Source organism: Nakamurella sp. (genome assembly GCF_044224575.1).
Taxonomy (GTDB): domain Bacteria; phylum Actinomycetota; class Actinomycetes; order Mycobacteriales; family Nakamurellaceae; genus Nakamurella.
The window spans coordinates 157,402-180,836 of record NZ_JBGAKE010000007.1 but is presented as its reverse complement, the minus strand read 5'-3'; the positions used below and the strand labels follow the sequence as shown (position 1 = coordinate 180,836).

Here is a 23,435-nt window from a genome sequence, read left to right as displayed (position 1 = left end):
TGAAAAAAGCCCGGTAGTAGCCGGAGTGCTGCACCGTTTCGGACCCAGACCCAGCAATCCTGATGCATACAAGCCGGCTCGACGAGCGCTGCGCTGCCTACACCGACACACCGGAGAGCACGAGGGTTCGCACCTCGGTGTAGTCCTCCATCGCGGACCGGACGCCTTCGCGCCCGATGCCGGATTCCTTCACACCGCCGTAGGGCATCTGCTCGACCCGGACGGTGGGCACGTCACCGATGATCACGCCACCCACCTCGAGCTCACGGTGCGCGCGGAAGGCGAGGGCCAGGTCACGGGTGAAGATCCCCGCCTGCAGGCCGAATCGCGAGTCGTTGATCCGCCGCAGGCCCTCGTCCGCCCCGTCGACCGGTTCGACCACCATCACCGGCCCGAACACCTCGTCGCAGACGACCGGCGACCCGGCGTCGACGTCGGCGAGAACCGTTGGTCGGACGACGCTCCCGTCCCGGCCGCCGCCGGCCAGCAGCCGCGCGCCGCCGGCGACGGCTCCGTCGATCCAGTCCTGCACCCGCCGCGCGGCGGGTTCGTCGATCAGCGGACCGACGTCGGTGTCAGGGTCCCAGGGGTCACCGACCCGCAGCTCGCCGACGGCCTCGACCAGGAGCCGGACGAACTCGTCGTATCGGTTCCGGTCGACGAACACCCGCTGGACCGAGATGCAGGACTGGCCGCCCTGGTAGTTCGCGCACAACGCCACCCGCCGGGCGGCGTGCGCCAGGTCGCCCGGGCCGGACCAGTCGGCGCACACCAGCACCGCGGCGTTGCCGCCGAGTTCGAGGGCAACGTGCTTGCGCGGAACCGCATCTCGGATCCGCCAACCGACCGGGCCGGAGCCGGTGAAGGAGACCACCGGCAGCCGGGGGTCGGCCACCAGGGCAGCGGCGTCGTCGTTGTCGACGGACAGCAACGAGAACGCCCCGGCCGGCAGGTCGCACTCCGCGATGAGTTCGCCGAGCGCGATGGCACTCAGCGGCGCCTTGGGGGCCGGTTTGAGCACCATCGGCGCGCCGACGGCCAGGGCGGGCGCCACCTTGTGGGCGACCAGGTTCAGCGGGAAGTTGAACGGCGTGATGCCCAGGACCGGGCCGCGGGGAACCCGGCGGAGCAGCGCCAGCCGGCCCTCGTTGGCCGGGTCGGTGTCCAGCCGCTGCAACTCACCGGACCACCGCGCGGCTTCCTCGGCCGCCCAGCGGAAGGTCGCGGCGGCCCGCTCCACCTCGCTGCGGGACCAGCGGATCGGCTTGCCGCTCTCGGTGGTGATCGTCGCCGCGAACTCGTCGATGCGCTCCATCATCCGGTCGGCGATGTGCCGCAGGGCGGAGGTCCGCCGGTGGGCGGGCAGGGCGGCCAGCGAACCCCGCGCCGACCAGGCCTGGGCGAGCGCGAGCTCGACCTGTGCCGGGGTCGGATGGGCGACGGTGGCGACGACCTCGCCGGACCAGGGATTGTGCACCGTGAAGGTCGATCGGCCACCGACCCGGCGCCCGTCGACCCAGGAGCCGGGAACCGTGGTCGCGGTCGCGGTCAGCACGGCCGGCGTCGATCGGCGAGCCGGGTGGGCGAGAAGGAGGACATGCGGACTCCCGGTGGGGTGAATGGGGGTAGCTGCGGCAGCGGTGATCGGCAGCGGTGATCGGCAGCGGTTATCGGCACCGGCCGACTCGGGTGCGTCACTGGTGCGACACGGGTGCAGCCGGTGCTCGGACCGCCGGGTCGGCGGCACCGAGCGGGCCGGCGCCGTTTCGCGCCGGGGCGCTCGGGCCCGTCAGAGCTCGGTCAGATCGGCACCGTCATAGAACTTGCCGGCCTTGTAGACCATCGGCGCCACGTCGGCGACCTCGGCGTGCCGGACCCGGCACAGGAAGATGGTGTGGGTCTTGGCCTGGAACCGCTCGCGGATCTCGGCCTCCAGCAGGGCCGCCGATCCCGGGATGAGCGGTGAGCCGTGCGGTCCGGGCTTCCAGTCGATCTGCGAGAACTTGTCGGGATGCTTGGAGGCAAACACCGACACCACCGGCTGCTGCTGGTTGCTCAGCACGTTCACGCCCAGGTGGGTGGCCGCGAACAGCGCCGGCCAGGTGGACGAGGTCCGTTGGATGCACACCATCACCAGCGGCGGGTCGAACGAGATCGAGCAGTACGCATTGACGGCCAGCCCGCGGGCGTGGCCCTCGTCCATCGTGCTGACGACCGTCACCCCGGTGACGAACTGCCGGTTGAAACCCTTGAGCGCCTCCAGATCGGGTTCGTTCGCCGTCGGGATCGCCATCGATTCGGTCATCAGTCGTGCCTCACTGTCGAGATGCCGAGCGCGCTCAGCAGGTGCCGGGGATCCCACGTGACTCGCTCGTGGGCCAACTTGCCATCGGTGAAGGTGCACAGGTTCGAGCCGTAGGTGACGACCCGGCGCTTGGTGGCCGGCACGTCCAGCAACTCGGCCTGGTGGGTGCCGGTGCTGCTCCAGAAGATTGCGACCCGGTCACCGTCCTGGACGATGTCGTCGATCGTCGTGACCAGGTCGGGGAAGGCCCGGCGGGTGGCCCGGATCTCCTCCTTGAACTGATCGGCCGACAGTGCCGAGTCCGATCCCTGCGTGGTGCGGGTGAACCCGTCGGCCAGCAGCTGGTCGAGGGCGTCGACGTTGCCCTCGTCCCAGGCCTCGTGCCACACCTGCCGCAGACGGGCCTTGAGCGGCGAGTCCGTTGTCATCAGGATCCTCTCCCTGCCTATCGCCTCGATGTATGGTAGTCGAGTGAAACGAACACTAGAAGCGTTCGGCGGCGGTCGTCAACCCCTGGCCCGACTTTTTCTGCCGCCGGGTTGCCCATTCGCGGTGTTCTTGCAGGTAAAGGCGGCCAGCCAGCGGGCCTGACGAGGCGTCGGAGCAGATTCCGACGGATTGGGTCTGGACCTGCAGGCCCGGAACCGTTAGAGTCTGTTGCATACATGAAGCGGTACTCGGCCCCACCCGCCCCGCGGGCAACGGCGAAGCCCTCTTGACGATCGACCGAAGGACATCCCATGTCTCCTCCAGCCACCTCGACGGCCACGGCGGATTCGACGGCCACGGCGGAAGTTTCGGCGCCGGACCGCCCCGCCGGGCCCCACGTCATCGCCGGCGTGCGCAAGACGGTTCTGTACTACGAGGACGTCCTGCTGGAGAACCGGCGGGGCCCGTCGGTTCCCGCGCGACGTGCGGTCGCGGCGGCGGTGATCGCCAACCCGTGGCTGGGGACCGGGCCGGGTGAGGACCTGTCCCCCGAGGTCGCGGCGATCGCACCCGTGCTGGCCCGGGGGCTGACCGATCGGCTCATCGACGTGCTGGGCGGGGTCGGCGCCATCGAGGCGTTCGGCAAGGCGGCGATCGTCGGCACGGCCGGCGAGGTCGAGCACGGTGGAGCGCTGATTCACACGCCCTTCTTCGGCAACCTGATGCGCGATTTCCTCGAGGGCGAGTCGATCATCTGCTTCGCCGACGCCCGGGGTGACGCCGGCGAGACGCTGGTCGTGCCGATGTGGCACAAGACCCACGCCGCGACCCGCAGCCATTACCAGACGATCAGCGCCCGGGTCTCCGACGCCCCCCGGGCGGGCGAGATCGTCGTCATCGCCGCCGCATCCACCGGACCGCGACCGCACGCCCGCATCGGCGACCGCTCCACCGATCCCACCGTCAGCGCCCAGCACCTGGAGAGTGACCTGTCATGGTAGTTCGCAAGATCGTCACCGTCATCGAGGAGATCCACCTGGAGGGCGGCCGTGAGGTCAGTCCCGCCGCCCGGGTCGCCGTGGTCGCTGCCATCATTCAGAACCCATGGGCCGGGCAGGGTTTCGTGGAGGACCTGGGTCCGGGGATCGACGCGAACGCCTCGGATGTCGGCGCCCTGCTCGCCCCGCTGGTGCTCGACGCACTGGGCGCCACGGCGCAGGCGTACGGCAAGGCCGCCATCGTCGGCCTGGACGGCGAGGTCGAGCACGGCTCGGCCCTGATCCACACCCTCAAGTTCGGCGATCACTTCCGCACGGCCGCCAACGCGACCACCCTGCTGCCGGCGGTCGAGAAGCGCGGGCCGGCCGGGGTCGTCTTCGACATCCCGCTCAAGCACATCACCGACGCGACCATCCGGTCGCACCACCAGAGCATCGAGGTCCGGATCGCGGACGCCCCGCACCCGGACGAGATGATCATCGCCCTGGCCGCCGCCGCGCAGGGTCGCCCACAGCAGCGGTTGGCTCCGCTGTCGTCCGAGCAGTAGACCGGCCCGCGATGACCAAGCCGACGATCGTCCTGCTGCACGGGGTCGGTCTGGACCACACGATGTGGCAGCCGGTCACCGCTCTGCTCGCCGACCGGTACCGGGTCCTGGCGTTGGATCTGCCCGGTCACGGCACGAACCCGCCGGCGCCGGCGGGGGTCTCGCTGGACGACCTGGCCGACGCGGTGGCGCCGCAGGTGCCCGCCGGGGCGCATTTGATCGGGTTCTCGCTGGGCGCGCTGATCGCCCAGCAGCTGGCCCGGTACCGGCCCGAACTGGTCGCGAGCCTGACGTCGGTCAATTCGGTCTGCCGGCGGACCGAGCCGGAGCGGGCGGCGGTGCTGGCCCGGCTGGCGGCGGCCGAGCGGGACTTCCCGGCCAGCGTCGAGGCCTCCCTGCACCGCTGGTACGACGGCACCGGGGTGGCCCCGGAACTGGTGCGGGCGACCCGGGACGTGTTGCTGGCCAACGATGTCGATTCGTTCCTGAATTGCTACCGGGTCTTCGCCACCGGCGATGCCCGGATCGGGCCGGAGCTGTCGAAGATCACCGTGCCGAGCCTGGCGCTCACCGGCGAACTCGACGGCGGTTCGACGCCCGAGATGTCGCGCCGGCTGGCCGCCGCGATGCCGCACTGCCGGGCCCAGGTCGTACCGGGGGCGCGGCACATGCTCCCGGTCCAGGAACCGGAAGCTTTCGTCACTTCGATCACCACCTTCCTCCGGGAGAGAGACAATGTCGCATCCCAGTCGGTATGAGCACCACATCGGCGGACGTCAGGTCGCGCCGTCGGACGGCGAATACTTCGCCAGCAGCAATCCGGCCACCGGCCGGCCGCTGTACGAGGCGGCGCGGGGCAACGCCACGGACGTGGACCGCGCGGTCGTCGCGGCCCGTGAGGCGTTCGAGGATCCGCGTTGGCGGGACCTGAGCCAGACCCGGCGCGGGCACCTGCTGCGCCGCCTCGGCGACCTGATCGGCGAGCACGCCGACGAGCTGGCCGAGATGGAGACGCTGGACAACGGCAAGCTGCTGCGCGAGATGCGGGCGCAGATGGCCACCCTGCCCGAGTACTACTACTACTACGCGGGTCTCGCCGACAAGATCCAGGGCGACGTCATCCCGACCTCCGACCGGCGGGTGTTGAACTACACCAACCGGGAGCCGCTGGGCGTGGTCGGCGCCATCACCCCGTGGAACTCGCCGCTGACGCTGACCACCAGCAAGCTCGCCCCGGCGCTGTGTGCGGGCAACACCGTGGTGGTCAAGCCGTCCGAGTACACCTCGGCCACCGTGCTGCGGCTGGCCCAGCTGGTCGACGAGGCCGGCTTCCCGCCGGGTGCGATCAACGTGGTCACCGGCTTCGGCGCCGAGGCCGGCCAGTCGCTGGTCGACCACCGCACCCTGGCCAAGATCTCGTTCACCGGGAGCACCAGTACCGGTTCCCGGATCGCCGCCAGCGCCGCGTCCCGGTTCATCGGCACCACCCTGGAGCTGGGCGGCAAGTCGCCGAACATCGTCTTCGACGACGCGAACGTGGCCAACGCCGCGATGGGTGTGGTGGCCGGGATTTTCGCCGCCGCCGGGCAGACGTGCATCGCCGGCAGCCGGGTCTTCGCCCAGCGCGGGATCTACGACGAGTTGCTCGAACGCGTCACCGAGCGCGCCCGTCGCATCCGGATCGGTGATCCGCTGCAGGGCGAGACCGAACTGGGCCCGCTGGCGTTCGCCGATCAACGCGACAAGGTCGCCGGATACGTCGATCTGGGGGTCCGCGAAGGAGCGACCGTCCTCACCGGCGGCCGGTCGACCGACGGCGGCGGACTCGGCGGATTCTTCTACGAGCCGACGGTGCTGACCGGCGTGAACAACTCGATGCGGGTCGTCCGCGAGGAGATCTTCGGACCGGTGGTGGCGATCATGCCGTTCGACACCGAGGACGAGGTCGCCCAGCTCGCCAACGACACCGAATACGGCCTGGCCGCCGGGATCTGGACGAGCAACCTGTCCCGCGCGCACCGGCTGGCCGCGCGGCTGGAGGCCGGCACGATCTGGATCAACACCTACCGGGCGATGTCCCCGATGTCCCCCCGGCAGGGATTCAAGAGCAGCGGCGTCGGCATCGAACACGGCATCGAGAGCATCAAGGAGTACACCCGGCTCAAGAGCGTGTGGGTCAACACGAGCGAGGATCCGGTCGCCGACCCGTTCATCATGCGGAGCTGACCATGCCCCAGATCGACGTCACCCTGTCCGCGGGTCGTACCCCCGAGCAGATCCGGGCCCTGATGCACGAGGTGCACCAGGCCGTGGTGCGGACCGCGGGCGCCCGCCCCGAGCACGTCCGGGTCGTCGTGCACGAGGTGCCGCGAACGCACTGGGCCACCGGCGATGTCACGCTGGCCGAGATGGACGGGCAGACGCCGACCTGACCGGCCGGGAAGCCTTGTATGGTAGCCCAACAGCAGGATTCGGGCGGCGGTCGTGAAAGGCTCCATGATGAGCATCGAGCAACGTGAGAACTACCATGGTTCAGGCCGCGGGCCGCGGAACGGGGCTCAACCGGGCGCGGATGCCGACGTCAGCCTCCTGACCCGGCTGCGTTCGATGGTCCTGGACGACGACTTCCCGCCGGGTACGGCGCTGTCGGAGGTGCGGCTGGCCGAACGTTTCAACGTCAGTCGCACCCCGGTCCGGGAGGCGCTCAAGCAACTGCAGGTCGAAGGACTGGTCGAGATCCGGCCGAAGGTGGGCACCTTCGTGCGGGAGATCACCCGCCGGGAGATCGGCGAGATGTTCGAGATGAAAGAGGTGCTCGAGGGTATGGCGGCCCGGCTGCTGGCCCGCCGTGGCCAGGTGCCCGAGCTGGACATCCTGCGGGAGAACGTTCGGGAGTCCGAGACCGCCGCCCTGACCAGTGACGGCGCCCGGTACGCCGCCCTGGTGCACGAGTTCCACCAGACGATCGTCGACGGCAGCGACAACCGAAAACTGATCGAGCACTACACCAGCCTGATGAATCAGCTCGCCTACCACCGGATGGTGTTGCGGACCGTCCAGCAGCCGGGCCGGCTGACCAGATCCAACGACGAGCACCACCGGATCATGGAACTGATCCTGGAGAAGGACGGCGTGGGCGCCGAGATCGCCATGCGCGACCACGTCACCGCCTCCGCACGCGAAGTGATGGCCCGCTCGGCCATCACCCAGACCTGACCACGACGAAGTACCGAGAGGAATCACCACCATGCGGTTCTCCCTGTTCATCCACATGGAGCGCTGGGACGACAGCGTCAGTCACCGGCAGCTTTTCGAGGATCTGACCGAGCTGACCCTGATGGCCGAGGCCGGCGGCTTCGGCACCGTGTGGATCGGCGAGCACCACTCGATGGAGTACACGATCTCGCCGAACCCGATGCCGCAGCTGGCCTACCTGGCCGCGCGGACCTCCACGATTCGCCTGGGTGCCGGCACCATCATTGCGCCGTTCTGGAATCCGATCCGGGTGGCCGGCGAGGCCGCCCTGCTCGACGTGATCAGTGACGGCCGCGCCGAGATCGGGTTGGCCCGGGGCGCCTACCAGTTCGAGTTCGATCGGATGGCCGGCGGCATCCCCGCCTCCAGCGGCGGGAACCACCTGCGCGAGCTGGTCCCCGCGGTGCGCAAGCTGTGGGACGGCGACTACGCGCACGACGGCGAGATCTGGCAGTTCCCCACGTCGACCAGCGTCCCCAAGCCGATCCAGCAGCCGCTGCCGATCTGGATCGCCGCCCGCGACCCCGAGTCGCACAAGTTCGCCGTTCGCAACGGCTGCAACGTGATGGTCACCCCCCTGATGAAGGGCGACGAAGAGGTGGTGGACCTGCGCGACAAGTTCGCCGCCGCCCTGGCCGAGAACCCCGACGTGCCCCGTCCGGACCTGATGGTCCTGCGGCACACCTACGTGCACCCGGCCGACGAACCGGACGGATGGGTGGCCGGTGCGCAGGCGGTCAACCGCTTCTACCGCACGTTCGACGCCTGGTTCGGCAACAAGACGACCCCGGTGGACGGCTTCCTGGACCCCAGCCCGGAGTCGAAGTTCGCCGAACGGCCCGAATTCCAGATCGACGCCCTGCACAAGACCGCGATGATCGGCACGCCCACCGAGGTCATCGAAAGGATCAAGTACTACCAGGATCTCGGCGTCGACGAGTACAGCTTCTGGTGCGACAACGGCATGTCGCACGAGGAGAAGAAGCGTTCACTCGCGTTGTTCATCGAACAGGTCGTGCCCGCGTTCCGGTGAGCCGTCGCTCGGCCCGCTCGGGAGGCCGGGGACGCTCCGGGCGTCCGAACGGGAATGCCCCGGGGGACGCGATCGCGGACCCGTCGAACTGGCAAGGGGGAAGCTCATGTCGGTCGCCGGCGGCACGGTGTCGTTGAGCGCGGTCAGCACGACCCGGACGGCGGCGTCGTTCGCCGAACGTATCGGGCTGCCCGGCACCACATTTGCCGAGATCGGCGACCTGCGGGGTAACGGCCGGAGCGGCTTTCGCCATCAGACCGCACTCTGGGCCCTCGACCTGGACTGCCCGGACGGCGCGGTGGAGCCGCTGAACGAGGCGCTGCGGCAACTGCTGGCCCAGTTCGACGGCCGGGAGGACATCCTGCACGAGCTGCGACCGCACTGGGACCTGCGAGTGCAGTGCTGGGGGTCGTCGAACAGCGTGCAGGGCGGATTCTGGCTCGACCGGCCGGTCTTGCAGGGACTGGCCCGACTGGGGGTCGACTTCATCTGCACCGTGTATCTGGATGATCCGGACGACGACTGAACCGGGCCGGCGACCGCCAGGATCGGTCATCCGGTCACCATGGCGGGCGGAGCACCGCGCTGGGCAACGCGGCCTCGAGCATCTCCGGGCGCACCTCCAGCCCGGTGATCGACTCGAGCAGCTGCAGGCCCGATCCCGGCCGAGGCGGCCCGTTCGCGTTCATCGGCCCGGCGGTCATCAGCCCGGCCCGGGTCATCTCCTCCACGTACCGGTCCGGGTCCGACCCGTACCGGTACTTCGGCATCCCCAGGTCGAACCGGGTCGTCACCCGGCCGTCGCCGGCGCTGTGGAAGCCGGCCATCTCCTGCGTGCACCACAACGCGTGCGCCTGCCCACCGGCTCGGGAAAGCCGTTCCAGCACATCGTCGCCCGCTCCGCGGCCGGTGAAGTGCTCCACCGCGTAGAGCCATCCGTCGCACCGGCCGATGCGGACCCGGAACGTGCTCGGATCGTCGTCGGCCTGAGCCAGCGAGAGCACCTGTGTCGTCGCCGGATCGGCGTCGAACGCGGCGAAGACCTCGTCGTCCGTGAGCTGCGCGGCCCGGGCCAGCAAGATGCAGACGCCCAGGTGCTGGTCGGCCCAGGCGGTGAACCACTCATGACGCATGCCGCGATTGTCCACCGGTGCGGGGTCATCCGACGGGCACCGGACCGGTCCGGTCCGGTTCCGGTCCGGTCCGCCGGGTGCCGTGCGCCGATCCGACCCCGTCCGACGCGCGGCGCCGGATCCGGAAATCGGTGTTGACCTTCTGCCCGCCCGGAACGTCTCACTGATGAAAGCTTGTTCGGGTGCGGGACGGAGGGAGCGTGACCATCATCGAGCGCATGTCGCCGGCCCAACCGGGCGCGACGGTCAGCGCCGACGCGTTCCACCGCCGGCACTGGCTGGGCCTGGTGCGGCTGGCCGGCGCGTTGACCGGCGACCGGCAGTCGGCGGAGGACGTGGTGCAGGACGTGATGATCCGGATGCACGGGCGATGGCACCGATTCGACGACGAGAACGCCGCCCTGGTCTATGTCCGTGCGGCGGTGGTCAACGGTTCGCGATCCCACCTGCGCTCGCTGCTGCGCCGCCGATCGTTGCGGGCACCCGACGACGGTCCGGTGCCACCGGCCGACCAGGCGGTACTGGCCCGATTGGACGGTGAGCGGGTGCGGCGGGCGGTGGCCCGGCTGCCCCGACGACAGCGGGAGATCGTCGTGCTGCGGTACCTGAGCGGCCTGACGGTCCGCGAGACGGCGGCCACCCTCGGCATCGCCGAGTCCGCGGTCAAGGCGTCCGCATCCCGCGCGCTGGCCACCCTCGCCGCCCGGCTCAAGGAGACCCGATGACCCGCGAGCGGAACGCCGATGCCCACGACCTGCGCCCGCTGCTGGCCGCGGCCCTGCAGTCCCAGGCCCGGGACATGTTCCCGGACGACACCCCGGTCCCGCCGATCGCCGGGTCGGCCCGGCACCGGTCGACCGGTCGCTCGGCGTGGCCGTTGGTTGCGGTGGCGGCCGGCGTGACCGCGGTGGTCGTCGCCGCAGGCGTGCTGGTGCCCGGGGCCGGCCCATTGGTGCCCGCCGCCGGCGGAATCGAACTCGGACCCCCGTGCGAACTGGGGTGGGACCAGAGTGTGTCGCGGGTGCAGTTCAGCGTCGACGGTGCCGGTGCGGTGACGTGGCGGGTGTGGGAGCAGGACTCTCCGGACCGCCGGTTCTGCCTGTCGGTCGCCCCGAGCGGCGGTGGGTCGACCGAGACATCCGTCGCCCGGGACCTCGATGTGTTGCAGGGAGCGGCATTGGTGTCGATGGGCGGCCGGGTCTACCTGTGGGGGGTGGTCACCCCGGCGGCCACGCGGGTGGACGCGATGGACGCGTCGGGCACGTGGTCGGCGACCTGGACGCAGCCCGACCTGCACATCCTGCCGAGTGCGCTCGGCGTGTTCATAACGCCGATCGATGGGGCCGACCGGCCGATCACGGTCAGGGTGTCGAACGCCGCGGGGGCGCCGGCCGTCGAATCGGTGGTGACCGGGTCATGACCATCGACCGTCGCCGCGGCCGGGTCTGGGGGAAGCCGGCGCTGATCGCCGCGGCGATCGTGGTCGCCACCGGTATCGCTGTCGGGATCGAGGTGGGTGCCGCCCATGGGGCCGACGATCGAACCGCGACGTACGGGACGATCCCCGAGGATGCCTACGGCGCCGACGGTTCCATCGACGTGAACCGCGTGCCCGACTACGTCGTGACGTTCGGCCGGGACGGGGAGCCGGTCGGGTACGTCGCCAAGGCGGACCTGTTCGCGGCCACCGGCGCGCAGACCGTGCTCGCCCGCGACGGCTCCGTCGTCGGCCACCTGCAGCCCGGGTACGGCTTCGTCGCGGTCGGCGAGGACCCTCGCGCGACGGTCCCGATTCCGGCGACGGCCGGGCCGGTGACGGAGAATTGACCCGTTCCACCCGACGAACGAGGGAGCGCCCGTGCTGTTCACCGCCGTCCTGCTCGGCACCGGCGCGGTGGTCGTCGGCGCCCTCGGGTACCTCTGGCGTCACCGCGACAGCCGGCTGACCCGCGGCGTGGCCGAGGCCGCCGTCACCTACAACGTGCTCAACGGTCAGGCGGCCGAGCCGACGATGCCGCACTTCGCGGAGACGCACGATCGACCGACGGACGGCTTCTGAGCAACCGCCCCACGCCCGCCGGACCGAGGTGACACCGCCGTGTGCAACGCCGCTCGGACATCGGACCGAGTAGGGGTATGAGAACGAGGGGGACCGGCCCGGACCGGGCCGCGGTCGGGCGGTTGTTCGAGCAGCATGGCGACCGGCTGCGCCGCTACCTGGCCGGCCGGGTCGGTCCGGGGCACGCCGACGACCTGCTGTCCGAGGTGTTCCTCGCCGCGTGTCGCCGGTGGCCCAGCTTCGACCCCGACCGTGGATCCGAGATCGGCTGGCTGTTCGGCATCGCCACCACCGCCGTGCGTGGCCACGCCCGGGACGAGGCCCGGCACCTGCGCCGGGTGCTGGCCCAGTGCGCCGACCGGGCCGCCAGCACCGCCGAGGGCAGCGAGGACAGCGCCGAGCGAGTGGACGCCCAGCGCCGGATCCGCCGGCTGCTGCCGGATCTGCACCTGCTCGACGCACTGGACCGCGACATCCTGCTGCTCGTCGCCTGGGCCGGCCTGACGCCCACCGAGGTCGCCGCCTCACTGGACATGCCGGCCGCCACTGTCCGGTCCCGGCTGCACCGGGCCCGGCAGCGCCTGCGGCGGGTCGACGCCGCCCACGATCTCGAATCCCTTCCCTCGTCCCTTCCCTCGAAAGGCCTCCCGCGATGACTCGCCATCTCGACCGGCGGCCGTGGTCCGACGACGAACTCGACCGCGCGCTGGATGATCTGTTGCAGCTCGGCACCACCGCACCACCGCCGATCGAGCGGTCCGCAGGCCGCCGGTCCCGGCGCCGCTGGGCCGCGCCGCTGGCCGCGGCCGCGGCGGTCGCCGCCGTGCTGGCCGCCGTCTCGCTGTCCGGGGCGGCCGGACCCGGCGCCGCCGAGGCGGCCCGGACCGTGTCGATGCGGGCCGGCGTCGCCGATGTCGGCGGGGTCCGGTTCCCGGTCCCGCTGGGGTGGACGGTCGCGGTGACCGCCGCCGACGGCGATGCCGTGACCGCCTGTGTCGCCTCCGCCCCCACCGCCGAGTGTGACGGGGTGACGGTCGTGATGGCCGTCCCCGATGGTGCGGCGCTGCCGACATCGGTCACCGACAACGTTTTCGGCGCCGTGTGCGCGAACGGAGGGGGCGGGTATGTCCAGGTCGAGCCGGGGACCCGGCTCGGCGGCCGTGCCGCGGCGCACTATTTCGGCGGGTCGTGCACCCCGGACGGTCCCACCGCTCATGCCTGGGTCACCGACGACCGGGCCCTGGCCGTCACCACGCCCGCCGGTCGGTGGGCGGCGCAGGGGGCAGCCGTCGCGAACGGGTTGGACCTGACGCACTGGCCCCGCGCGGAGGCGATTCCCCTCGTATCGCGGGTGATGGGCACCACCGGCTGATCCCGGCCGGATCGAACCGCACTGCGCTATACACACGACGTATACCTCGTGTGTATAGTCGCCGGCATGTCAGTGTCCCGATCCCTGTTGGGTCTGCTCGATCTGGCCCCCCGCCACGGGTACGACCTCAAACGCAGCTACGACGAGCTGTTCGGCAGCGACCGGCCGCTCGCGTACGGGCAGGTCTACGCCACGTTGTCCCGCTTGTTGAATTCACCGCCGTCCTGCTCGGCACCGGCGCGGTGGTCGTCGGCGCCCTCGGGTACCTCTGGCGTCACCGCGACAGCCGGCTGACCCGCGGCGTGGCCGAGGCCGCCGTCACCTACAACGTGCTCAACGGTCAGGCGGCCGAACCGACGATGCCGCACTTCGCGGAGACGCACGATCGACCGACGGACGGCTTCTGAGCAACCGCCCCACGCCCGCCGGACCGCGGTGACCGCCGCGTGCAACGCCGCTCGGACATCGGACCGAGTAGGGGTATGAGAACGAGGGGGGCCGGCCCGGACCGGGCCGCGGTCGGGCGGTTGTTCGAGCAGCACGGCGACCGGCTGCGCCGCTACCTGGCCGGCCGGGTCGGTCCGGGGCACGCCGACGACCTGTTGTCCGAGGTGTTCCTCGCCGCGTGTCGCCGGTGGTCCAGCTACGACGCCGGCCGCGGCCCCGAGATCGCCTGGCTGTTCGGCATCGCCACCACCGCCGTGCGCAGCCACGCCCGGGACGAGGCCCGCCACCTGCGCCGGGTGCTGGCCCAGTGCGCCGACCGGCCCGCCAGCACCGACGAGAGCAGTGAGGACAGCGCCGACCGGGTGGACGCCCAGCGCCGGATCCGCCGGCTGCTGCCGGATCTGCACCTGCTCGACGCACTGGACCGCGACATCCTGCTGCTCGTCGCCTGGGCCGGTCTGACGCCCACCGAGGTCGCCGCCTCACTGGACATGCCGGCCGCCACTGTCCGGTCCCGACTGCACCGGGCCCGGCAGCGCCTGCGGCGGGTCGACGCCGCCCACGATCTCGAATCCCTTCCCTCGAAAGGCCTCCCGCGATGACTCGCCATCTCGACCGGCGGCCGTGGTCCGACGACGAACTCGACCGCGCGCTGGATGATCTGTTGCAGCTCGGCACCACCGCACCACCGCCGATCGAGCGGTCCGCAGGCAGCCGGTCCCGGCGCCGCTGGGCCGCGCCGCTGGCCGCGGCCGCGGCGGTCGCCGCCGTGCTGGCCGCCGTCTCGCTGTCCGGGGCGGCCGGACCCGGCGCCGCCGAGGCGGCCCGGAGCGTGTCGATGCGGGCCGGCGTCGCCGATGTCGGCGGGGTCCGGTTCCCGGTCCCGCTGGGGTGGTCGGTCGCGGTCACCGCCGCCGACGACGATGCCGTGACCGCCTGTGTCGCCGCCGCACCCACCGCCGAGTGTGACGGGGTGACGGTCGTGATGGCCGTCCCCGACGGTGCGGCGCTGCCGAACTCGGTCACCGACAACGTCTTCGGCGCCGTGTGCGCAAATGGTGGGGGCGGGTACATCCAGGGCGAGCCGGAGATTCGGCTCGGCGGCCGCGCCGCCGTGCACTACTTCGGCGGGTCGTGCACCCCGGACGGTCCCACCGCTCAAGCCTGGGTCACGAACGACCGGTCCCTGGCCGTCACCACCCCCGCCGACCGATGGGCGGCGCAGGGGGCAGCCGTCGCGAACGGGTTGGACCTGACGCACTGGCCCCGCGCGGAGGCGATTCCCCTCGTATCGCGGGTGATGGGCACCACCGGCTGAACCCGGCCGGATCGAGCCGCACGTCGCTATACACACGAGGTATACCTCGTGTGTATAGTCCCCGGCATGTCAGTGTCCCGATCTCTGTTGGGTCTGCTCGATCTGGCCCCCCGCCACGGGTACGACCTCAAACGCAGCTACGACGAGCTGTTCGGCAGCGACCGGCCGCTCGCGTACGGGCAGGTCTACGCCACGTTGTCCCGCTTGTTGAAGAACGGTCTGGTGAGTGTCGATGGGGTGCAGGCAGGCGAAGGACCGGACCGCAAGCGGTATGCGATCACGGACGCCGGCGTCACCGACCTGGAATCGTGGCTGCGCACCCCGGAGCGGCCGGCCGAGTACCTGCAGAACACCCTCTACACGAAGGTGGTACTCGCCCTGATGAGCCATCGGTCGGCCGACCAGATCCTCGACACCCAGCGCCGCGAACACCTGGCCAGCATGCGAGAACTGACCCGCCGCAAGGAGTCCGGCGATCTGGCCGACCAGATCATCTGCGACCACGCGCTGCTGCACCTCGAGGCGGACCTGCGCTGGCTGGAGCTGACCGCGTCACGACTGACCGCACTGGGCGACCGGCTGCGGACCGAAGGGGTGGAGAAGTGAGCGAGATCCTGCTCGCAGCAATGGATGTGCACCGCTCTTTCGGGCCGACCGAGGCCCTGCGCGGCGCCGACCTGACCGTCGAGGCCGGCGAGATCGTGTCGGTGATCGGACCATCGGGATCGGGCAAGTCGACGCTGCTGCACTGCGCGGCCGGCATCCTGCCGGTGGACTCGGGCACCGTCACCTTCGACGGCGTCGACCTGTCCACGCTGTCCGATCGGGAACGATCGCGGCTGCGGCTGTCCGAGTTCGGCTTCGTCTTCCAGTTCGGCCGGCTGATCCCCGAGCTGACCTGCCGGGACAACGTGGCCGTCCCGCTGCGGCTGTCCGGGCGGGGCCGCCGGGATGCGCGGGCGATCGCCGACGAATGGCTCGGCCGGCTGGCTGTCGACGACGTCGCCGACCGGCGCCCCGGGGAGGCCTCGGGCGGGCAGGCCCAACGAGTGGCCCTGGCCTGCGCGTTGGCGACCGAGCCACGGGTGATCTTCGCCGACGAACCGACCGGCGCCCTCGACTCGATGCAGGGCGAGGCGGTGATGCGCCTGCTCACCACCACCGTCCGGCACACCGGCGCGGCCCTGGTACTGGTCACCCACGAACCCCGGATCGCCGCGTACGCGGACCGCGAGGTGCTGGTCCGCGACGGGCGCACCGGCGAGACCCGGGCCGCCGCATGACCGCCCAGGCACCCGCGCGGCCGCCCGGGGCTTCGACGACGGCACGGTCCCCGGGTTGGGCCGCGAACCTGCGGCTGGCCGGCGCATTGCTGCTGGCCTCGGGCCGGGCCGGGCGGCTGCGCTGGACGCTGGTCGCGGCCGGTCTGGCGCTGTGCACCTTGGTCCTGCTGCTGGCCGCGTCGATCGGGCCGGCCCTGGACAGCCGGGACGACCGCACGGCGGCGCTGTCGCCGACGTCCGCACCGATCGGCACCACCGACGGCACCCTGGATCCCGCGCTGCTCGAGCCGTCCTGGTTCCAGGCGACCGAATCCTCCTCGGTGTACCGCGGGGAGCGGGTCCAGGTCACCGAACTGGCCGCCGTCGATCCCGCTCGTACGACGCCGCCGCCGGGGGTGGGCACGTTCCCGCGGCCGGGTGAGGTCGTCGTCTCCCCCGCACTGGCCGACGTGCTGAACGGGCCGGACGGCGAGGGGTTCCGGTCCCGGCTCGGCGGTGACACGGTCGTCGGCACCATCGCCGACGACGGGCTCATTGCCCCACAGGAGCTGCGGCTCTACCGGGGAGTGGCCGCCGACCCGGCCGGCTGGTTGCCCTACCGGGTCGCCGATGGGTGGGGCGGTGGCTTCGCCCCCGGGCCGGACCGGTTCTATGGCTCCACGGTGAGCCTGACCAACGTGCTGCTGACGGCCGGCGTGACCATCGTGATCGTCCCGTTGCTGCTGTTCGTGGCACTGATGTCCCGGGTCGGCTCGGTCGCGCGGGAGCGTCGGGACGCCGGCCTGCGCCTGGTCGGGGCGACCGCCGGCCAGCTCCGGACCGTCACCGTCGTCGAGACGGCCACCGCCGCGGGGGCCGGGCTGGCCCTGGGCGCGGCCGGCTTCCTGCTGGCCCGCCTCGCGGCGCCGCTGGTGACGGTCGGCCCGGCCGGCTTCTTTCCGGCCGACCTGCGGCCGTCGGCGCCGGCGCTGGTCACGATCGCGCTGGCCGTCCCGATCCTGGCCGTCGGGTCGGTGCTGGCCGTCCGCCGGCCCGACCCGCTGGGAGTGGTGCGGCAGCAGAGCCGGCCCCGACCGCCCCGCCGCCTGTGGTGGCGACTGCTCATCCCGGTGGCCGGCGGCCTGCTGCTCTGGGCCCTCGGCCAGGCCCAGTTCGGCCTGTTGCCTGCCACCGGCGCCGGCATCGTCGCCCTGCTGGTGTCCGCGGCGGTGCTGCTGCCCTGGGCGCTGGAACGCCTGGCCCGGCGGCTGCCCGACGGCCCGCCGGCCTGGCAGCTCGCGGTCGGCCGGCTGCGGCTCGACCCGGGCACGCCGGCCCGGGTGGTGGCGGGACTGTCGGTGGTGCTGGCCGGGGCGATCGCGCTGCAGCCGCTGCTGGCCGCCGGCGACCGGCTCGACCGGGAGGGCGATGTCGCCTACCAGGTGCAGCTGGCCGACGTCCCGACCGGCGAGATGGACCGGGTCGTCGGCGTGCTGCAGGACCGGCTCGGGCCGTCCGCGGTGATCCGGGGCGGGGCGCTGATCACCGGAAGTGTCGTCGCCGGCTCCGCACCGTCAGTGCCGCAGCCGAATTCGCGATCGGGCTCTTCGACGGCGCCGCCGTTCGTGAGCCTGCGGCTGGCCCCGTGCGGGGCGCTCGGCGTCGCCTGCACCGACGGCATGGTCTTCGCGGAGGCCGACCCATCCGAGGACGTGCCACCGGTCGGCTCGGTGCTGGCGATCTCGACGCCGGGCCCAGATGGCCGGTCGACCGCGTTCGACTGGACGGTCCCGGCACCGACGGCGACCATCAGCCTGCCGGACCGCTACGACGCCGCCGATCTGATCGTCACTCCCGGAGCGCTTGGCCCGGCCATCGACGGCCTGCTGTCCAGCAGCCCGGCCCGCTTCTCGGTGACCGGCGTCGAGGCCTCGACCGAGGCGGCCGACCTGCTGCGGGCCGACCTGGCCGATCTGGGTTCGGGGGTGGAGATCCGGGCGGCGGGCGAACCCGCCGACCTGGGGCTGCGCAGCGTCCTGTCCCCCACCGCCCGAACCGGGCTGGTCATCGGCGTTCTGCTCACCCTGGTGGTGGCGGTCGCCGGGCTGATCGTCACCGCGATCGAGCAGGGACAGCAGCGACGCCGGCCGCTGACCCTGGCCGTCGCCGCTGGGATGCCCCGCCGGGTGCTCGCCCGGTCGATGCTGATCGGCGCGGTGCTACCGATCGCGGTGGGCGTGGCGCTGGCCGTACTCAGCGCCTGGCTGCTCGTCACGCTGCTGGGACCGCTGCTGGGCACCCCGACCGCCCTGGACTGGGCCGTAGCCGCGGGGTACTCAGCTCTCGCCCTGGGGCTGGTCACGCTGGTGGCCGGGGCGAGCACGCTGGCCCTGCCCGCCCTGACCCGGCCGACCGCCATCAGGACGACGTAGCCGTTGCCGCGCCGACGTCCGGACATCACGGCCCCGCCCAGCCGGGTCGGGCCCGGGCATCACGGACCGCCGTCGGCCGGGTCGGGCCCGGACATCACGGCCCGCCGTCGGCCGGGTCGAGCCCAGCCATCACGGACCGCCCAGCCGAGTCGAGCCCGGCCATCACGGCCCGCTCAGCCGAGTCGGGCCCGGACATCACGGTCCCGCCCAGCCAGATCGGGCCCAGACACATCACGGACCGCCCAACCGGGTCGGGCCCGTCGGGCTGCGGTGACGGAACTCCCGTGGGGGGATCCGGGCGCCCGATCGACCGGGAGTTCCGTTCCCCGGTGGGGAGTTCGGTGGCCGGCATCCATGGTCTCGCGACGGAGCTCCGCACCGGGGCGAGGCGGCCTCCACCGAGGTGAAGTTCCCCTCCCCGCAACGAGTTCGGCGCCCCGGCAACCCGCCACCAGCACGGCCCGCCGCCGATCCGTCTCGCTGAACGCCGCCGGGCCGGTCTTCCGCTTTGCCTCGCCGCCGCTGCACAGGGCTTCGCCAAGGTCGGTTCGGCCACCACTCGCCCGGCGCAAGCGGATCCCCAGGGGGCCCGCACCACGCCGCGCGCACCGACAACCCACGGCCAACGCGCTCTACCCTCGAGGCAGGGCTTCGCCAAGATCGGTTCGGCCGCCACTCGCCCGGCGCAAGCGGATCCCCAGGGGGCCCGCACCACGCCGCGCGCACCGACAACCCACGGCGAACGGACCCTCGAGCTGGGCGGTGGTCGGGTGCTCTTACGACCGGCGCGGCCACGACGTGCGAACGTGCCTGGGTCAGAACGGTGGTGGGTCGGGGTCTTCCGGTGGTGGCGGTGGGTCCGGGGGGTTTTCGGGTGGGGGTTGCCAGAGGCGGGTGTGCGGCCGGGTGTAGGTCCGGTCGAGTGGGGTGGTCCATTGGTAGCCGGCGGTGGTCTGGTCGAGGTGGTAACCGCCGCCGTCCTTGGCGCGGTGGTGGTGTGTGCAGGCCGGGGCGAGGTTCGTCGCGCTGGTCGATCCGCCGGTGGCCTGTCCGGGGCGGAAGGGTTCGGTGTGGTCGAGTTCGCAGCGGTGGGCGGGTTGCCGGCAGCCGGCCATGACGCAGGTCTGGTCCCGGACCAGGACGTGGTCGGCCAACGACGCGGGGGGTTGGTAGGTGGTGCGGCCGTAGTCGAGCAGCGTCCCGGTCAGTGGGTCGCAGACCAGCCGCCGCAGGGTGGCGTCGCCGGCGATGTGCCGGGCCTGGGCGGGGGTGATCGGCCCGTACCCGGTCAGCTGGGCGACGTCCCCGGTGGGCGGCCCGGGCAGCAGCGCGGTGATCGGCATGGTGACCTGCACGTGCGGGCGGCGCCGCTGCCGGACCGGTAGGTCCCGGCCCTGCCAGGTCCCGGTGTCCAGGACGTCGGTGCACAGGTCGACCAGGACGTCGACCCGCCGGTGGTCCGTGGTGCGGTCGTCGTCGGGGGTGCGGGCGGCGTCGCTCATCGCGGTCAGCGCGGCGTGGATGGTGGCGATGTCCGGCAGGGTGGAGAACACCTTGAGGGTGGCCATGCCGTCGGGGTCGCGGTGGCGGGTGATGCCGCGGCGTTCCCGGGCCTGTTCGTGGCGGTCCTGCGCGCCGTGCGGGTCGCGGCGGATCACCGCGGCCGCGATCAGGTCGTGGACCTGCGGCATGGTGCTGGCTGGCAGGTCGGGCAGCACGTCCCGTTCGACCTGGGCGGCGACCTCGTCGGTGACGTCGCCGGTGCCCTGGTGCACGGCGCGGGCCTTGCGGTCGCTGATGTGCCCGGCGTGTAGGGCGGCGAACGTGGCCGGCAGGCGGGTGGTGAACGCTTCGGCTTCCAGGAGTTTGCGGGTGGCGGTGGTTTCCGCGACGCCCAACGCCAACGCGATCTCGGTGGGCAGGAACTCGCGGAGCCCGGGGTAGTTGCGGGACAGTTCGGCCAGGTCGGCGATCTGGCCGCCCTGGAGGTGGGCGATGACCCGTTCCCGGGCCCGGATGGAATCGACCAGCACGTTGGCCCACCCGGACTCCTGCCCCGGCACCGCCAACTCTTGCGCGGGGCGGGCCGGGCGGTGCTGCAGGAACCGGGCCAACGCCCCACCGGCCGGGGTGGTGGTGATGCGGTGCCGGTACTCGGCCAGTTGCACTGCTGCGTCGTCGACGGTCCGCGGCCGCAGCAGCTGGTGGATGGTGAACTCCGGCGCCCACTGCGGCCCGTCCGACGGGTGCCGCTCGACCGTGCCCGGCGCCCACAGTTCATGGGGCAGCGGCAGTGCGGGCGGAGCGGACCGCCACACCAGGGCACGATCCCCGTGCTGCCGCTCCGCCGTAAACATACCTGATCATACCAATATAGAGAACACCTGTCCAGATTCTTGTGAAGCTGTGCCGGGACTTCAGAGCAGTATGCAGGGTGGCTCGGACAGTGACGGTTGCCTGAATCGGCAAGCGATCACCGGCTCGTGCTAGTCCACGGCCGGCCCTCGACGGGCGGATGGGCGGCGGGAACAATCGGGTTGACGACGGACCGGGACGCCCAGCACGCTCTGGAAACGATGACCTCCGCTGCGAACATACGGGCCGTTGTCCTCGTCGAGGGCACCAGTGACCGCACAGCCCTGCTGACCCTGGCGGATCGCGCGGGACGCGATCTCTCGGCCGATGGCGTCGAGGTCGTCGACATGGGCGGGATCACCAACATCCGGGCGTTCGCGTCCCACTACGGGCCCGGCGGCCTCGACCTGTCGTTGGTGGGCCTGTACGACACGGCCCAGGAGGAGCAGCTACGGCGCGGCCTGGCGGCGGCCGGATTCGAGACGGCCCGGTTACCGGACGGACCGACCCGGCTCGGCTTCCACGGATGCCACGCCGACCTGGAGGACGAACTGATCCGGGCGCTCGGCCCGGACCGGGTCGAGGCCGTCATCGAGGCGGCCGGTGAGGGACCGTCGCTGCGCCGGCTTCGCGGCATGCCGGCCCAGCGGGATCGGCCGCGGGTCGCGGTGCTGCGGCGGTTCTTCGGCTCCCGAGCCGGACGCAAGGAGCGCTATGCCGCGCTGTTGGTCCACGCCCTGGAGCCGGACCGCGTTCCCGCGCCGCTGGTCGCGGTGCTCGGTCAGGTCTGACCTGCCGGGCACAATCACCAGGCATGGACACGGACGACGATTCCCGGCTGTGGTGCTGCCTGCTGTGGGCACGTCCGGGCCAGGCCGCCTNATCGACCAGCACGTTGGCCCACACCGATTCCTGCCCCGGCAACCCGAGCTCGTCGGCGGGGCGGGCCGGCCGGTGTTGCAGGAACCGGGCCAACGCCCCACCGGCCGGGGTGGTGCCGATCCGGTGCCGGTACTCGGCCAGTTGCACCGCGGCGTCGTCGACGGTCCGCGGTCGCAGCAGCTGATGGATGGTGAATTCCGGCGCCCACTGCGGTCCGTCCGACGGGTGCCGCTCGGCCGTGCCCGGCGCCCAGAGTTCGCGGGGTGGCGGCGACGCGGGCGGAGCGGACCGCCACACCAGGGCACGGTCCCCGTGCTGCCGCTCCGCCACAAACATACCTGATCGTAGCATCATTTAAGAACACACGTCCAAGAGCCGTCCCAGTTCTGTCCGACCGTTGCAGACAGCATGCGCCAAGGGTCTGACAGTCCCCGACGCCGAAGAATCCGGCCGCCGAACCGGGCCACCGGATCAGGTCTGACCCAGCGCGCCGACGACGAAACTGCGAGCAGCGGCGTACCCGATGACGGTGCCATCGGCGTCGGTCTCGCGCTCGCCGATGAACGCCCCGGTCACGGGATCGATGACGGTCTCGTCGAGCGTGGACGGCCCGCGCACCGCGAAGGCCATGCCCAGGAAGCCGTCGAGATTGGCCTGGTTATCGGTGATCTCGACCCCGGGGATCATCGCCGCTGCGTCGCTGTGGCCAGAAATCAGGCGCCCGCACGCCCGTCCTGGAGCCGGTGTGCCACCCACAGCTGACCGAACGTCCAGGAGTTGTTGGCCAGCCAGTAGAAGAGGATGGCCAACGGGAAGAACGGGCCACCGAAGACGACGAACAGCGGGAACAGGTACAGCATCAGCCGGTTCATCATGACGGTCTGCGGGTTGCCCGCGGCGTCCGCGTTCAGCTGCGTCTGCCGGGCGACCGACCGCCGGCTGGCCAGATGGGTGGCAATGCCAGCCAGGATGGTCAGCGGGATCCCCCAGACGATGATCGCCGCCCGCACCCCGTCCATGAAGGCCAGCTGGTCGGCCGGCATCGTCATGAAGCCGACCAACGGCGCTCCCCCGGTCAGCTTCGCGGTGCCCATGGAGACGACGTCGGCGTGGTCGAAGAAGTAGACGCTGTCCCGATAGAACCACACGCCCGGGCCGCCGGGCCCGTCATCGACCGGCTGAAACATGCGCAGGACGTGGAACAGGCCGATGAAGACCGGCGCCTGGACAGCACCGGCAGGCAGGACGCCAGCGGGTTCACCCCGGCCGCCCGGTTGAGTTTCATCATCTCCTCGGAGAGCCTTTGTCGATCGTCCTTGTACTTCTCCCGCAGCTTGCGCATCTCCGGCTGGATGGCCTGCATCTTGAGTTGGGCGTCCATCTGCGTCATGAACGGCTTGAACAGGATCGCGCGGATGGTGAAAATCAGGAAGACGACGCTGAGTACCCAGGTCAGCGTGGCGTCGGGTCCGAGGGCGGCACCGAATACCTTGTGCCACACCCACATGATCCCGGAGATCGGGTAGTAGATGTAGTCCAGGGACCAGAAGTTGAAGTTCACGCACCCCTCCAGCGCACCGGTCGATGACCCGATTCTGGCCGACGCC

The 23,435-nt window shown here is 71.6% G+C and carries 28 protein-coding genes and 1 pseudogene; 21 read left to right on the top strand and 8 right to left on the bottom strand.

What is annotated here, in order from left to right:
* Positions 1–97: 97 nt before the first annotated feature.
* The 3 genes from ACILSK_RS10405 to ACILSK_RS10395 all read right to left on the bottom strand — a co-directional run bounded on the left by ACILSK_RS10405 (position 98) and on the right by ACILSK_RS10395 (position 2,733).
* Complete coding sequence (locus ACILSK_RS10405) at positions 98–1,552, bottom strand: aldehyde dehydrogenase family protein (protein ID WP_395727140.1); 1,455 nt, start codon at positions 1,550–1,552, stop codon at positions 98–100.
* A 237-nt stretch (positions 1,553–1,789) separates the two neighbouring features.
* A complete protein-coding gene (locus ACILSK_RS10400; protein ID WP_395727076.1) occupies positions 1,790–2,305 on the bottom strand; it encodes a flavin reductase family protein in 516 nt (171 codons plus the stop codon).
* Entirely contained in the window at positions 2,305–2,733 is a 429-nt protein-coding gene (locus ACILSK_RS10395) for an ester cyclase (protein WP_395727075.1), read from the bottom strand. Before ACILSK_RS10395 ends, ACILSK_RS10400 begins: the two co-directional genes overlap by 1 nt.
* 312 nt (positions 2,734–3,045) lie before the next feature.
* On the opposite strand from ACILSK_RS10395, the gene ACILSK_RS10390 reads away from it, so the two are divergent.
* From ACILSK_RS10390 to ACILSK_RS10355, 8 genes are all read left to right on the top strand, one after another.
* On the top strand, positions 3,046–3,735 hold the full coding sequence (locus tag ACILSK_RS10390) for an amino acid synthesis family protein (protein WP_395727074.1): 690 nt from the start codon (positions 3,046–3,048) through the stop codon (positions 3,733–3,735).
* Positions 3,729–4,280: an amino acid synthesis family protein gene (locus tag ACILSK_RS10385; RefSeq protein WP_395727073.1), complete on the top strand. Its 552-nt coding sequence runs from the start codon at positions 3,729–3,731 to the stop codon at positions 4,278–4,280. Before ACILSK_RS10390 ends, ACILSK_RS10385 begins: the two co-directional genes overlap by 7 nt.
* An 11-nt stretch (positions 4,281–4,291) precedes the next feature.
* The gene (locus ACILSK_RS10380; RefSeq protein WP_395727072.1) at positions 4,292–5,038 is read left to right on the top strand and encodes an alpha/beta fold hydrolase; all 747 of its coding nucleotides are present in this window, start codon (positions 4,292–4,294) and stop codon (positions 5,036–5,038) included.
* On the top strand, positions 5,016–6,506 hold the full coding sequence (locus ACILSK_RS10375; protein ID WP_395727071.1) for an aldehyde dehydrogenase: 1,491 nt from the start codon (positions 5,016–5,018) through the stop codon (positions 6,504–6,506). The genes ACILSK_RS10380 and ACILSK_RS10375 overlap by 23 nt, the downstream gene beginning before the upstream one ends.
* 2 nt (positions 6,507–6,508) lie before the next feature.
* Positions 6,509–6,712, top strand: a complete 204-nt coding sequence (locus ACILSK_RS10370) for a 2-hydroxymuconate tautomerase (protein ID WP_395727070.1) — start codon at positions 6,509–6,511, stop codon at positions 6,710–6,712.
* A 175-nt stretch (positions 6,713–6,887) separates the two neighbouring features.
* Entirely contained in the window at positions 6,888–7,496 is a 609-nt protein-coding gene (locus ACILSK_RS10365; RefSeq protein WP_395727069.1) for a GntR family transcriptional regulator, read from the top strand.
* A 31-nt stretch (positions 7,497–7,527) separates the two neighbouring features.
* Positions 7,528–8,568: an LLM class flavin-dependent oxidoreductase gene (locus tag ACILSK_RS10360; RefSeq protein WP_395727068.1), complete on the top strand. Its 1,041-nt coding sequence runs from the start codon at positions 7,528–7,530 to the stop codon at positions 8,566–8,568.
* A 106-nt stretch (positions 8,569–8,674) separates the two neighbouring features.
* Positions 8,675–9,094: a hypothetical protein gene (locus tag ACILSK_RS10355; RefSeq protein ID WP_395727067.1), complete on the top strand. Its 420-nt coding sequence runs from the start codon at positions 8,675–8,677 to the stop codon at positions 9,092–9,094.
* A 34-nt stretch (positions 9,095–9,128) separates the two neighbouring features.
* Here ACILSK_RS10355 and ACILSK_RS10350 read toward each other — a convergent pair whose 3' ends face one another.
* Entirely contained in the window at positions 9,129–9,701 is a 573-nt protein-coding gene (locus tag ACILSK_RS10350; RefSeq protein ID WP_395727066.1) for a DUF6461 domain-containing protein, read from the bottom strand.
* Between the two features lie 200 nt (positions 9,702–9,901).
* Between ACILSK_RS10350 and ACILSK_RS10345 the strand changes: the two genes are divergently transcribed.
* From ACILSK_RS10345 to ACILSK_RS10290, 12 genes and pseudogenes are all read left to right on the top strand, one after another.
* Positions 9,902–10,426 (top strand): sigma-70 family RNA polymerase sigma factor, encoded by a 525-nt coding sequence (locus ACILSK_RS10345; protein ID WP_395727065.1) that lies wholly within the window; start codon positions 9,902–9,904, stop codon positions 10,424–10,426.
* On the top strand, positions 10,423–11,121 hold the full coding sequence (locus ACILSK_RS10340) for a hypothetical protein (RefSeq protein ID WP_395727064.1): 699 nt from the start codon (positions 10,423–10,425) through the stop codon (positions 11,119–11,121). Before ACILSK_RS10345 ends, ACILSK_RS10340 begins: the two co-directional genes overlap by 4 nt.
* Positions 11,118–11,528: a hypothetical protein gene (locus ACILSK_RS10335; RefSeq protein ID WP_395727063.1), complete on the top strand. Its 411-nt coding sequence runs from the start codon at positions 11,118–11,120 to the stop codon at positions 11,526–11,528. The genes ACILSK_RS10340 and ACILSK_RS10335 overlap by 4 nt, the downstream gene beginning before the upstream one ends.
* A gap of 31 nt (positions 11,529–11,559) precedes the next feature.
* Positions 11,560–11,760 (top strand): hypothetical protein, encoded by a 201-nt coding sequence (locus ACILSK_RS10330; RefSeq protein WP_395727062.1) that lies wholly within the window; start codon positions 11,560–11,562, stop codon positions 11,758–11,760.
* A gap of 77 nt (positions 11,761–11,837) precedes the next feature.
* The gene (locus ACILSK_RS10325) at positions 11,838–12,416 is read left to right on the top strand and encodes an RNA polymerase sigma factor (RefSeq protein ID WP_395727061.1); all 579 of its coding nucleotides are present in this window, start codon (positions 11,838–11,840) and stop codon (positions 12,414–12,416) included.
* On the top strand, positions 12,413–13,132 hold the full coding sequence (locus ACILSK_RS10320) for a hypothetical protein (protein WP_395727060.1): 720 nt from the start codon (positions 12,413–12,415) through the stop codon (positions 13,130–13,132). The genes ACILSK_RS10325 and ACILSK_RS10320 overlap by 4 nt, the downstream gene beginning before the upstream one ends.
* A gap of 66 nt (positions 13,133–13,198) precedes the next feature.
* Positions 13,199–13,348, top strand: a pseudogene (locus ACILSK_RS10315) (PadR family transcriptional regulator); the annotation flags it as partial.
* A gap of 266 nt (positions 13,349–13,614) precedes the next feature.
* On the top strand, positions 13,615–14,181 hold the full coding sequence (locus ACILSK_RS10310) for an RNA polymerase sigma factor (RefSeq protein WP_395727059.1): 567 nt from the start codon (positions 13,615–13,617) through the stop codon (positions 14,179–14,181).
* Entirely contained in the window at positions 14,178–14,897 is a 720-nt protein-coding gene (locus ACILSK_RS10305; RefSeq protein WP_395727058.1) for a hypothetical protein, read from the top strand. Before ACILSK_RS10310 ends, ACILSK_RS10305 begins: the two co-directional genes overlap by 4 nt.
* 66 nt (positions 14,898–14,963) lie before the next feature.
* Entirely contained in the window at positions 14,964–15,503 is a 540-nt protein-coding gene (locus tag ACILSK_RS10300) for a PadR family transcriptional regulator (protein ID WP_395727057.1), read from the top strand.
* Positions 15,500–16,180, top strand: a complete 681-nt coding sequence (locus tag ACILSK_RS10295; protein ID WP_395727056.1) for an ABC transporter ATP-binding protein — start codon at positions 15,500–15,502, stop codon at positions 16,178–16,180. The genes ACILSK_RS10300 and ACILSK_RS10295 overlap by 4 nt, the downstream gene beginning before the upstream one ends.
* Positions 16,177–18,591 carry a hypothetical protein gene (locus ACILSK_RS10290; protein WP_395727055.1) on the top strand — a complete coding sequence of 805 codons (2,415 nt, stop codon included), beginning with the start codon at positions 16,177–16,179 and terminating at the stop codon, positions 18,589–18,591. Before ACILSK_RS10295 ends, ACILSK_RS10290 begins: the two co-directional genes overlap by 4 nt.
* Before the next feature lie 815 nt (positions 18,592–19,406).
* Here ACILSK_RS10290 and ACILSK_RS10285 read toward each other — a convergent pair.
* On the bottom strand, positions 19,407–20,948 hold the full coding sequence (locus tag ACILSK_RS10285; protein ID WP_395727054.1) for a DUF222 domain-containing protein: 1,542 nt from the start codon (positions 20,946–20,948) through the stop codon (positions 19,407–19,409).
* Positions 20,949–21,167: 219 nt separating this feature from the next.
* On the opposite strand from ACILSK_RS10285, the gene ACILSK_RS10280 reads away from it, so the two are divergent.
* On the top strand, positions 21,168–21,737 hold the full coding sequence (locus tag ACILSK_RS10280; protein ID WP_395727053.1) for a TOPRIM nucleotidyl transferase/hydrolase domain-containing protein: 570 nt from the start codon (positions 21,168–21,170) through the stop codon (positions 21,735–21,737).
* 562 nt (positions 21,738–22,299) lie between these two features.
* Here the strand turns inward: ACILSK_RS10280 and ACILSK_RS10275 are convergent.
* Genes ACILSK_RS10275 through yidC form a run of 3 tightly spaced genes read right to left on the bottom strand, consistent with a single transcriptional unit; the run spans position 22,300 to position 23,389 of the window.
* Positions 22,300–22,515 carry a hypothetical protein gene (locus ACILSK_RS10275; protein WP_395727052.1) on the bottom strand — a complete coding sequence of 72 codons (216 nt, stop codon included), beginning with the start codon at positions 22,513–22,515 and terminating at the stop codon, positions 22,300–22,302.
* A gap of 26 nt (positions 22,516–22,541) precedes the next feature.
* Positions 22,542–22,922, bottom strand: a complete 381-nt coding sequence (locus tag ACILSK_RS10270; protein ID WP_395727051.1) for a YidC/Oxa1 family membrane protein insertase — start codon at positions 22,920–22,922, stop codon at positions 22,542–22,544.
* The gene (gene yidC, locus ACILSK_RS10265) at positions 22,904–23,389 is read right to left on the bottom strand and encodes a membrane protein insertase YidC (RefSeq protein ID WP_395727050.1); all 486 of its coding nucleotides are present in this window, start codon (positions 23,387–23,389) and stop codon (positions 22,904–22,906) included. The genes ACILSK_RS10270 and yidC overlap by 19 nt, the downstream gene beginning before the upstream one ends.
* Between the last annotated feature and the right edge of the window lie 46 nt (positions 23,390–23,435).

Excerpts from the sequence above, each read along its gene's own strand:
- ACILSK_RS10390 (WP_395727074.1), top strand. The coding sequence starts at position 3,046 with ATGTCTCCTCCAGCCACCTCGACGGCCACGGCGGATTCGACGGCCACG.
- ACILSK_RS10310 (WP_395727059.1), top strand. The coding sequence starts at position 13,615 with ATGAGAACGAGGGGGGCCGGCCCGGACCGGGCCGCGGTCGGGCGGTTG.
- ACILSK_RS10325 (WP_395727061.1), top strand. The coding sequence starts at position 11,838 with ATGAGAACGAGGGGGACCGGCCCGGACCGGGCCGCGGTCGGGCGGTTG.
- ACILSK_RS10360 (WP_395727068.1), top strand. The coding sequence starts at position 7,528 with ATGCGGTTCTCCCTGTTCATCCACATGGAGCGCTGGGACGACAGCGTC.
- ACILSK_RS10340 (WP_395727064.1), top strand. The coding sequence starts at position 10,423 with ATGACCCGCGAGCGGAACGCCGATGCCCACGACCTGCGCCCGCTGCTG.
- ACILSK_RS10395 (WP_395727075.1), bottom strand. The coding sequence starts at position 2,733 with ATGACAACGGACTCGCCGCTCAAGGCCCGTCTGCGGCAGGTGTGGCAC.
- ACILSK_RS10385 (WP_395727073.1), top strand. The coding sequence starts at position 3,729 with ATGGTAGTTCGCAAGATCGTCACCGTCATCGAGGAGATCCACCTGGAG.
- ACILSK_RS10280 (WP_395727053.1), top strand. The coding sequence starts at position 21,168 with ATGACCTCCGCTGCGAACATACGGGCCGTTGTCCTCGTCGAGGGCACC.
- ACILSK_RS10320 (WP_395727060.1), top strand. The coding sequence starts at position 12,413 with ATGACTCGCCATCTCGACCGGCGGCCGTGGTCCGACGACGAACTCGAC.
- ACILSK_RS10290 (WP_395727055.1), top strand. The coding sequence starts at position 16,177 with ATGACCGCCCAGGCACCCGCGCGGCCGCCCGGGGCTTCGACGACGGCA.
- ACILSK_RS10305 (WP_395727058.1), top strand. The coding sequence starts at position 14,178 with ATGACTCGCCATCTCGACCGGCGGCCGTGGTCCGACGACGAACTCGAC.
- ACILSK_RS10275 (WP_395727052.1), bottom strand. The coding sequence starts at position 22,515 with ATGATCCCCGGGGTCGAGATCACCGATAACCAGGCCAATCTCGACGGC.
- ACILSK_RS10300 (WP_395727057.1), top strand. The coding sequence starts at position 14,964 with ATGTCAGTGTCCCGATCTCTGTTGGGTCTGCTCGATCTGGCCCCCCGC.
- ACILSK_RS10350 (WP_395727066.1), bottom strand. The coding sequence starts at position 9,701 with ATGCGTCATGAGTGGTTCACCGCCTGGGCCGACCAGCACCTGGGCGTC.
- ACILSK_RS10270 (WP_395727051.1), bottom strand. The coding sequence starts at position 22,922 with ATGGGCACCGCGAAGCTGACCGGGGGAGCGCCGTTGGTCGGCTTCATG.
- ACILSK_RS10335 (WP_395727063.1), top strand. The coding sequence starts at position 11,118 with ATGACCATCGACCGTCGCCGCGGCCGGGTCTGGGGGAAGCCGGCGCTG.
- ACILSK_RS10400 (WP_395727076.1), bottom strand. The coding sequence starts at position 2,305 with ATGACCGAATCGATGGCGATCCCGACGGCGAACGAACCCGATCTGGAG.
- ACILSK_RS10355 (WP_395727067.1), top strand. The coding sequence starts at position 8,675 with ATGTCGGTCGCCGGCGGCACGGTGTCGTTGAGCGCGGTCAGCACGACC.
- ACILSK_RS10375 (WP_395727071.1), top strand. The coding sequence starts at position 5,016 with ATGTCGCATCCCAGTCGGTATGAGCACCACATCGGCGGACGTCAGGTC.
- ACILSK_RS10285 (WP_395727054.1), bottom strand. The coding sequence starts at position 20,948 with ATGTTTACGGCGGAGCGGCAGCACGGGGATCGTGCCCTGGTGTGGCGG.
- ACILSK_RS10365 (WP_395727069.1), top strand. The coding sequence starts at position 6,888 with ATGGTCCTGGACGACGACTTCCCGCCGGGTACGGCGCTGTCGGAGGTG.
- ACILSK_RS10370 (WP_395727070.1), top strand. The coding sequence starts at position 6,509 with ATGCCCCAGATCGACGTCACCCTGTCCGCGGGTCGTACCCCCGAGCAG.
- ACILSK_RS10380 (WP_395727072.1), top strand. The coding sequence starts at position 4,292 with ATGACCAAGCCGACGATCGTCCTGCTGCACGGGGTCGGTCTGGACCAC.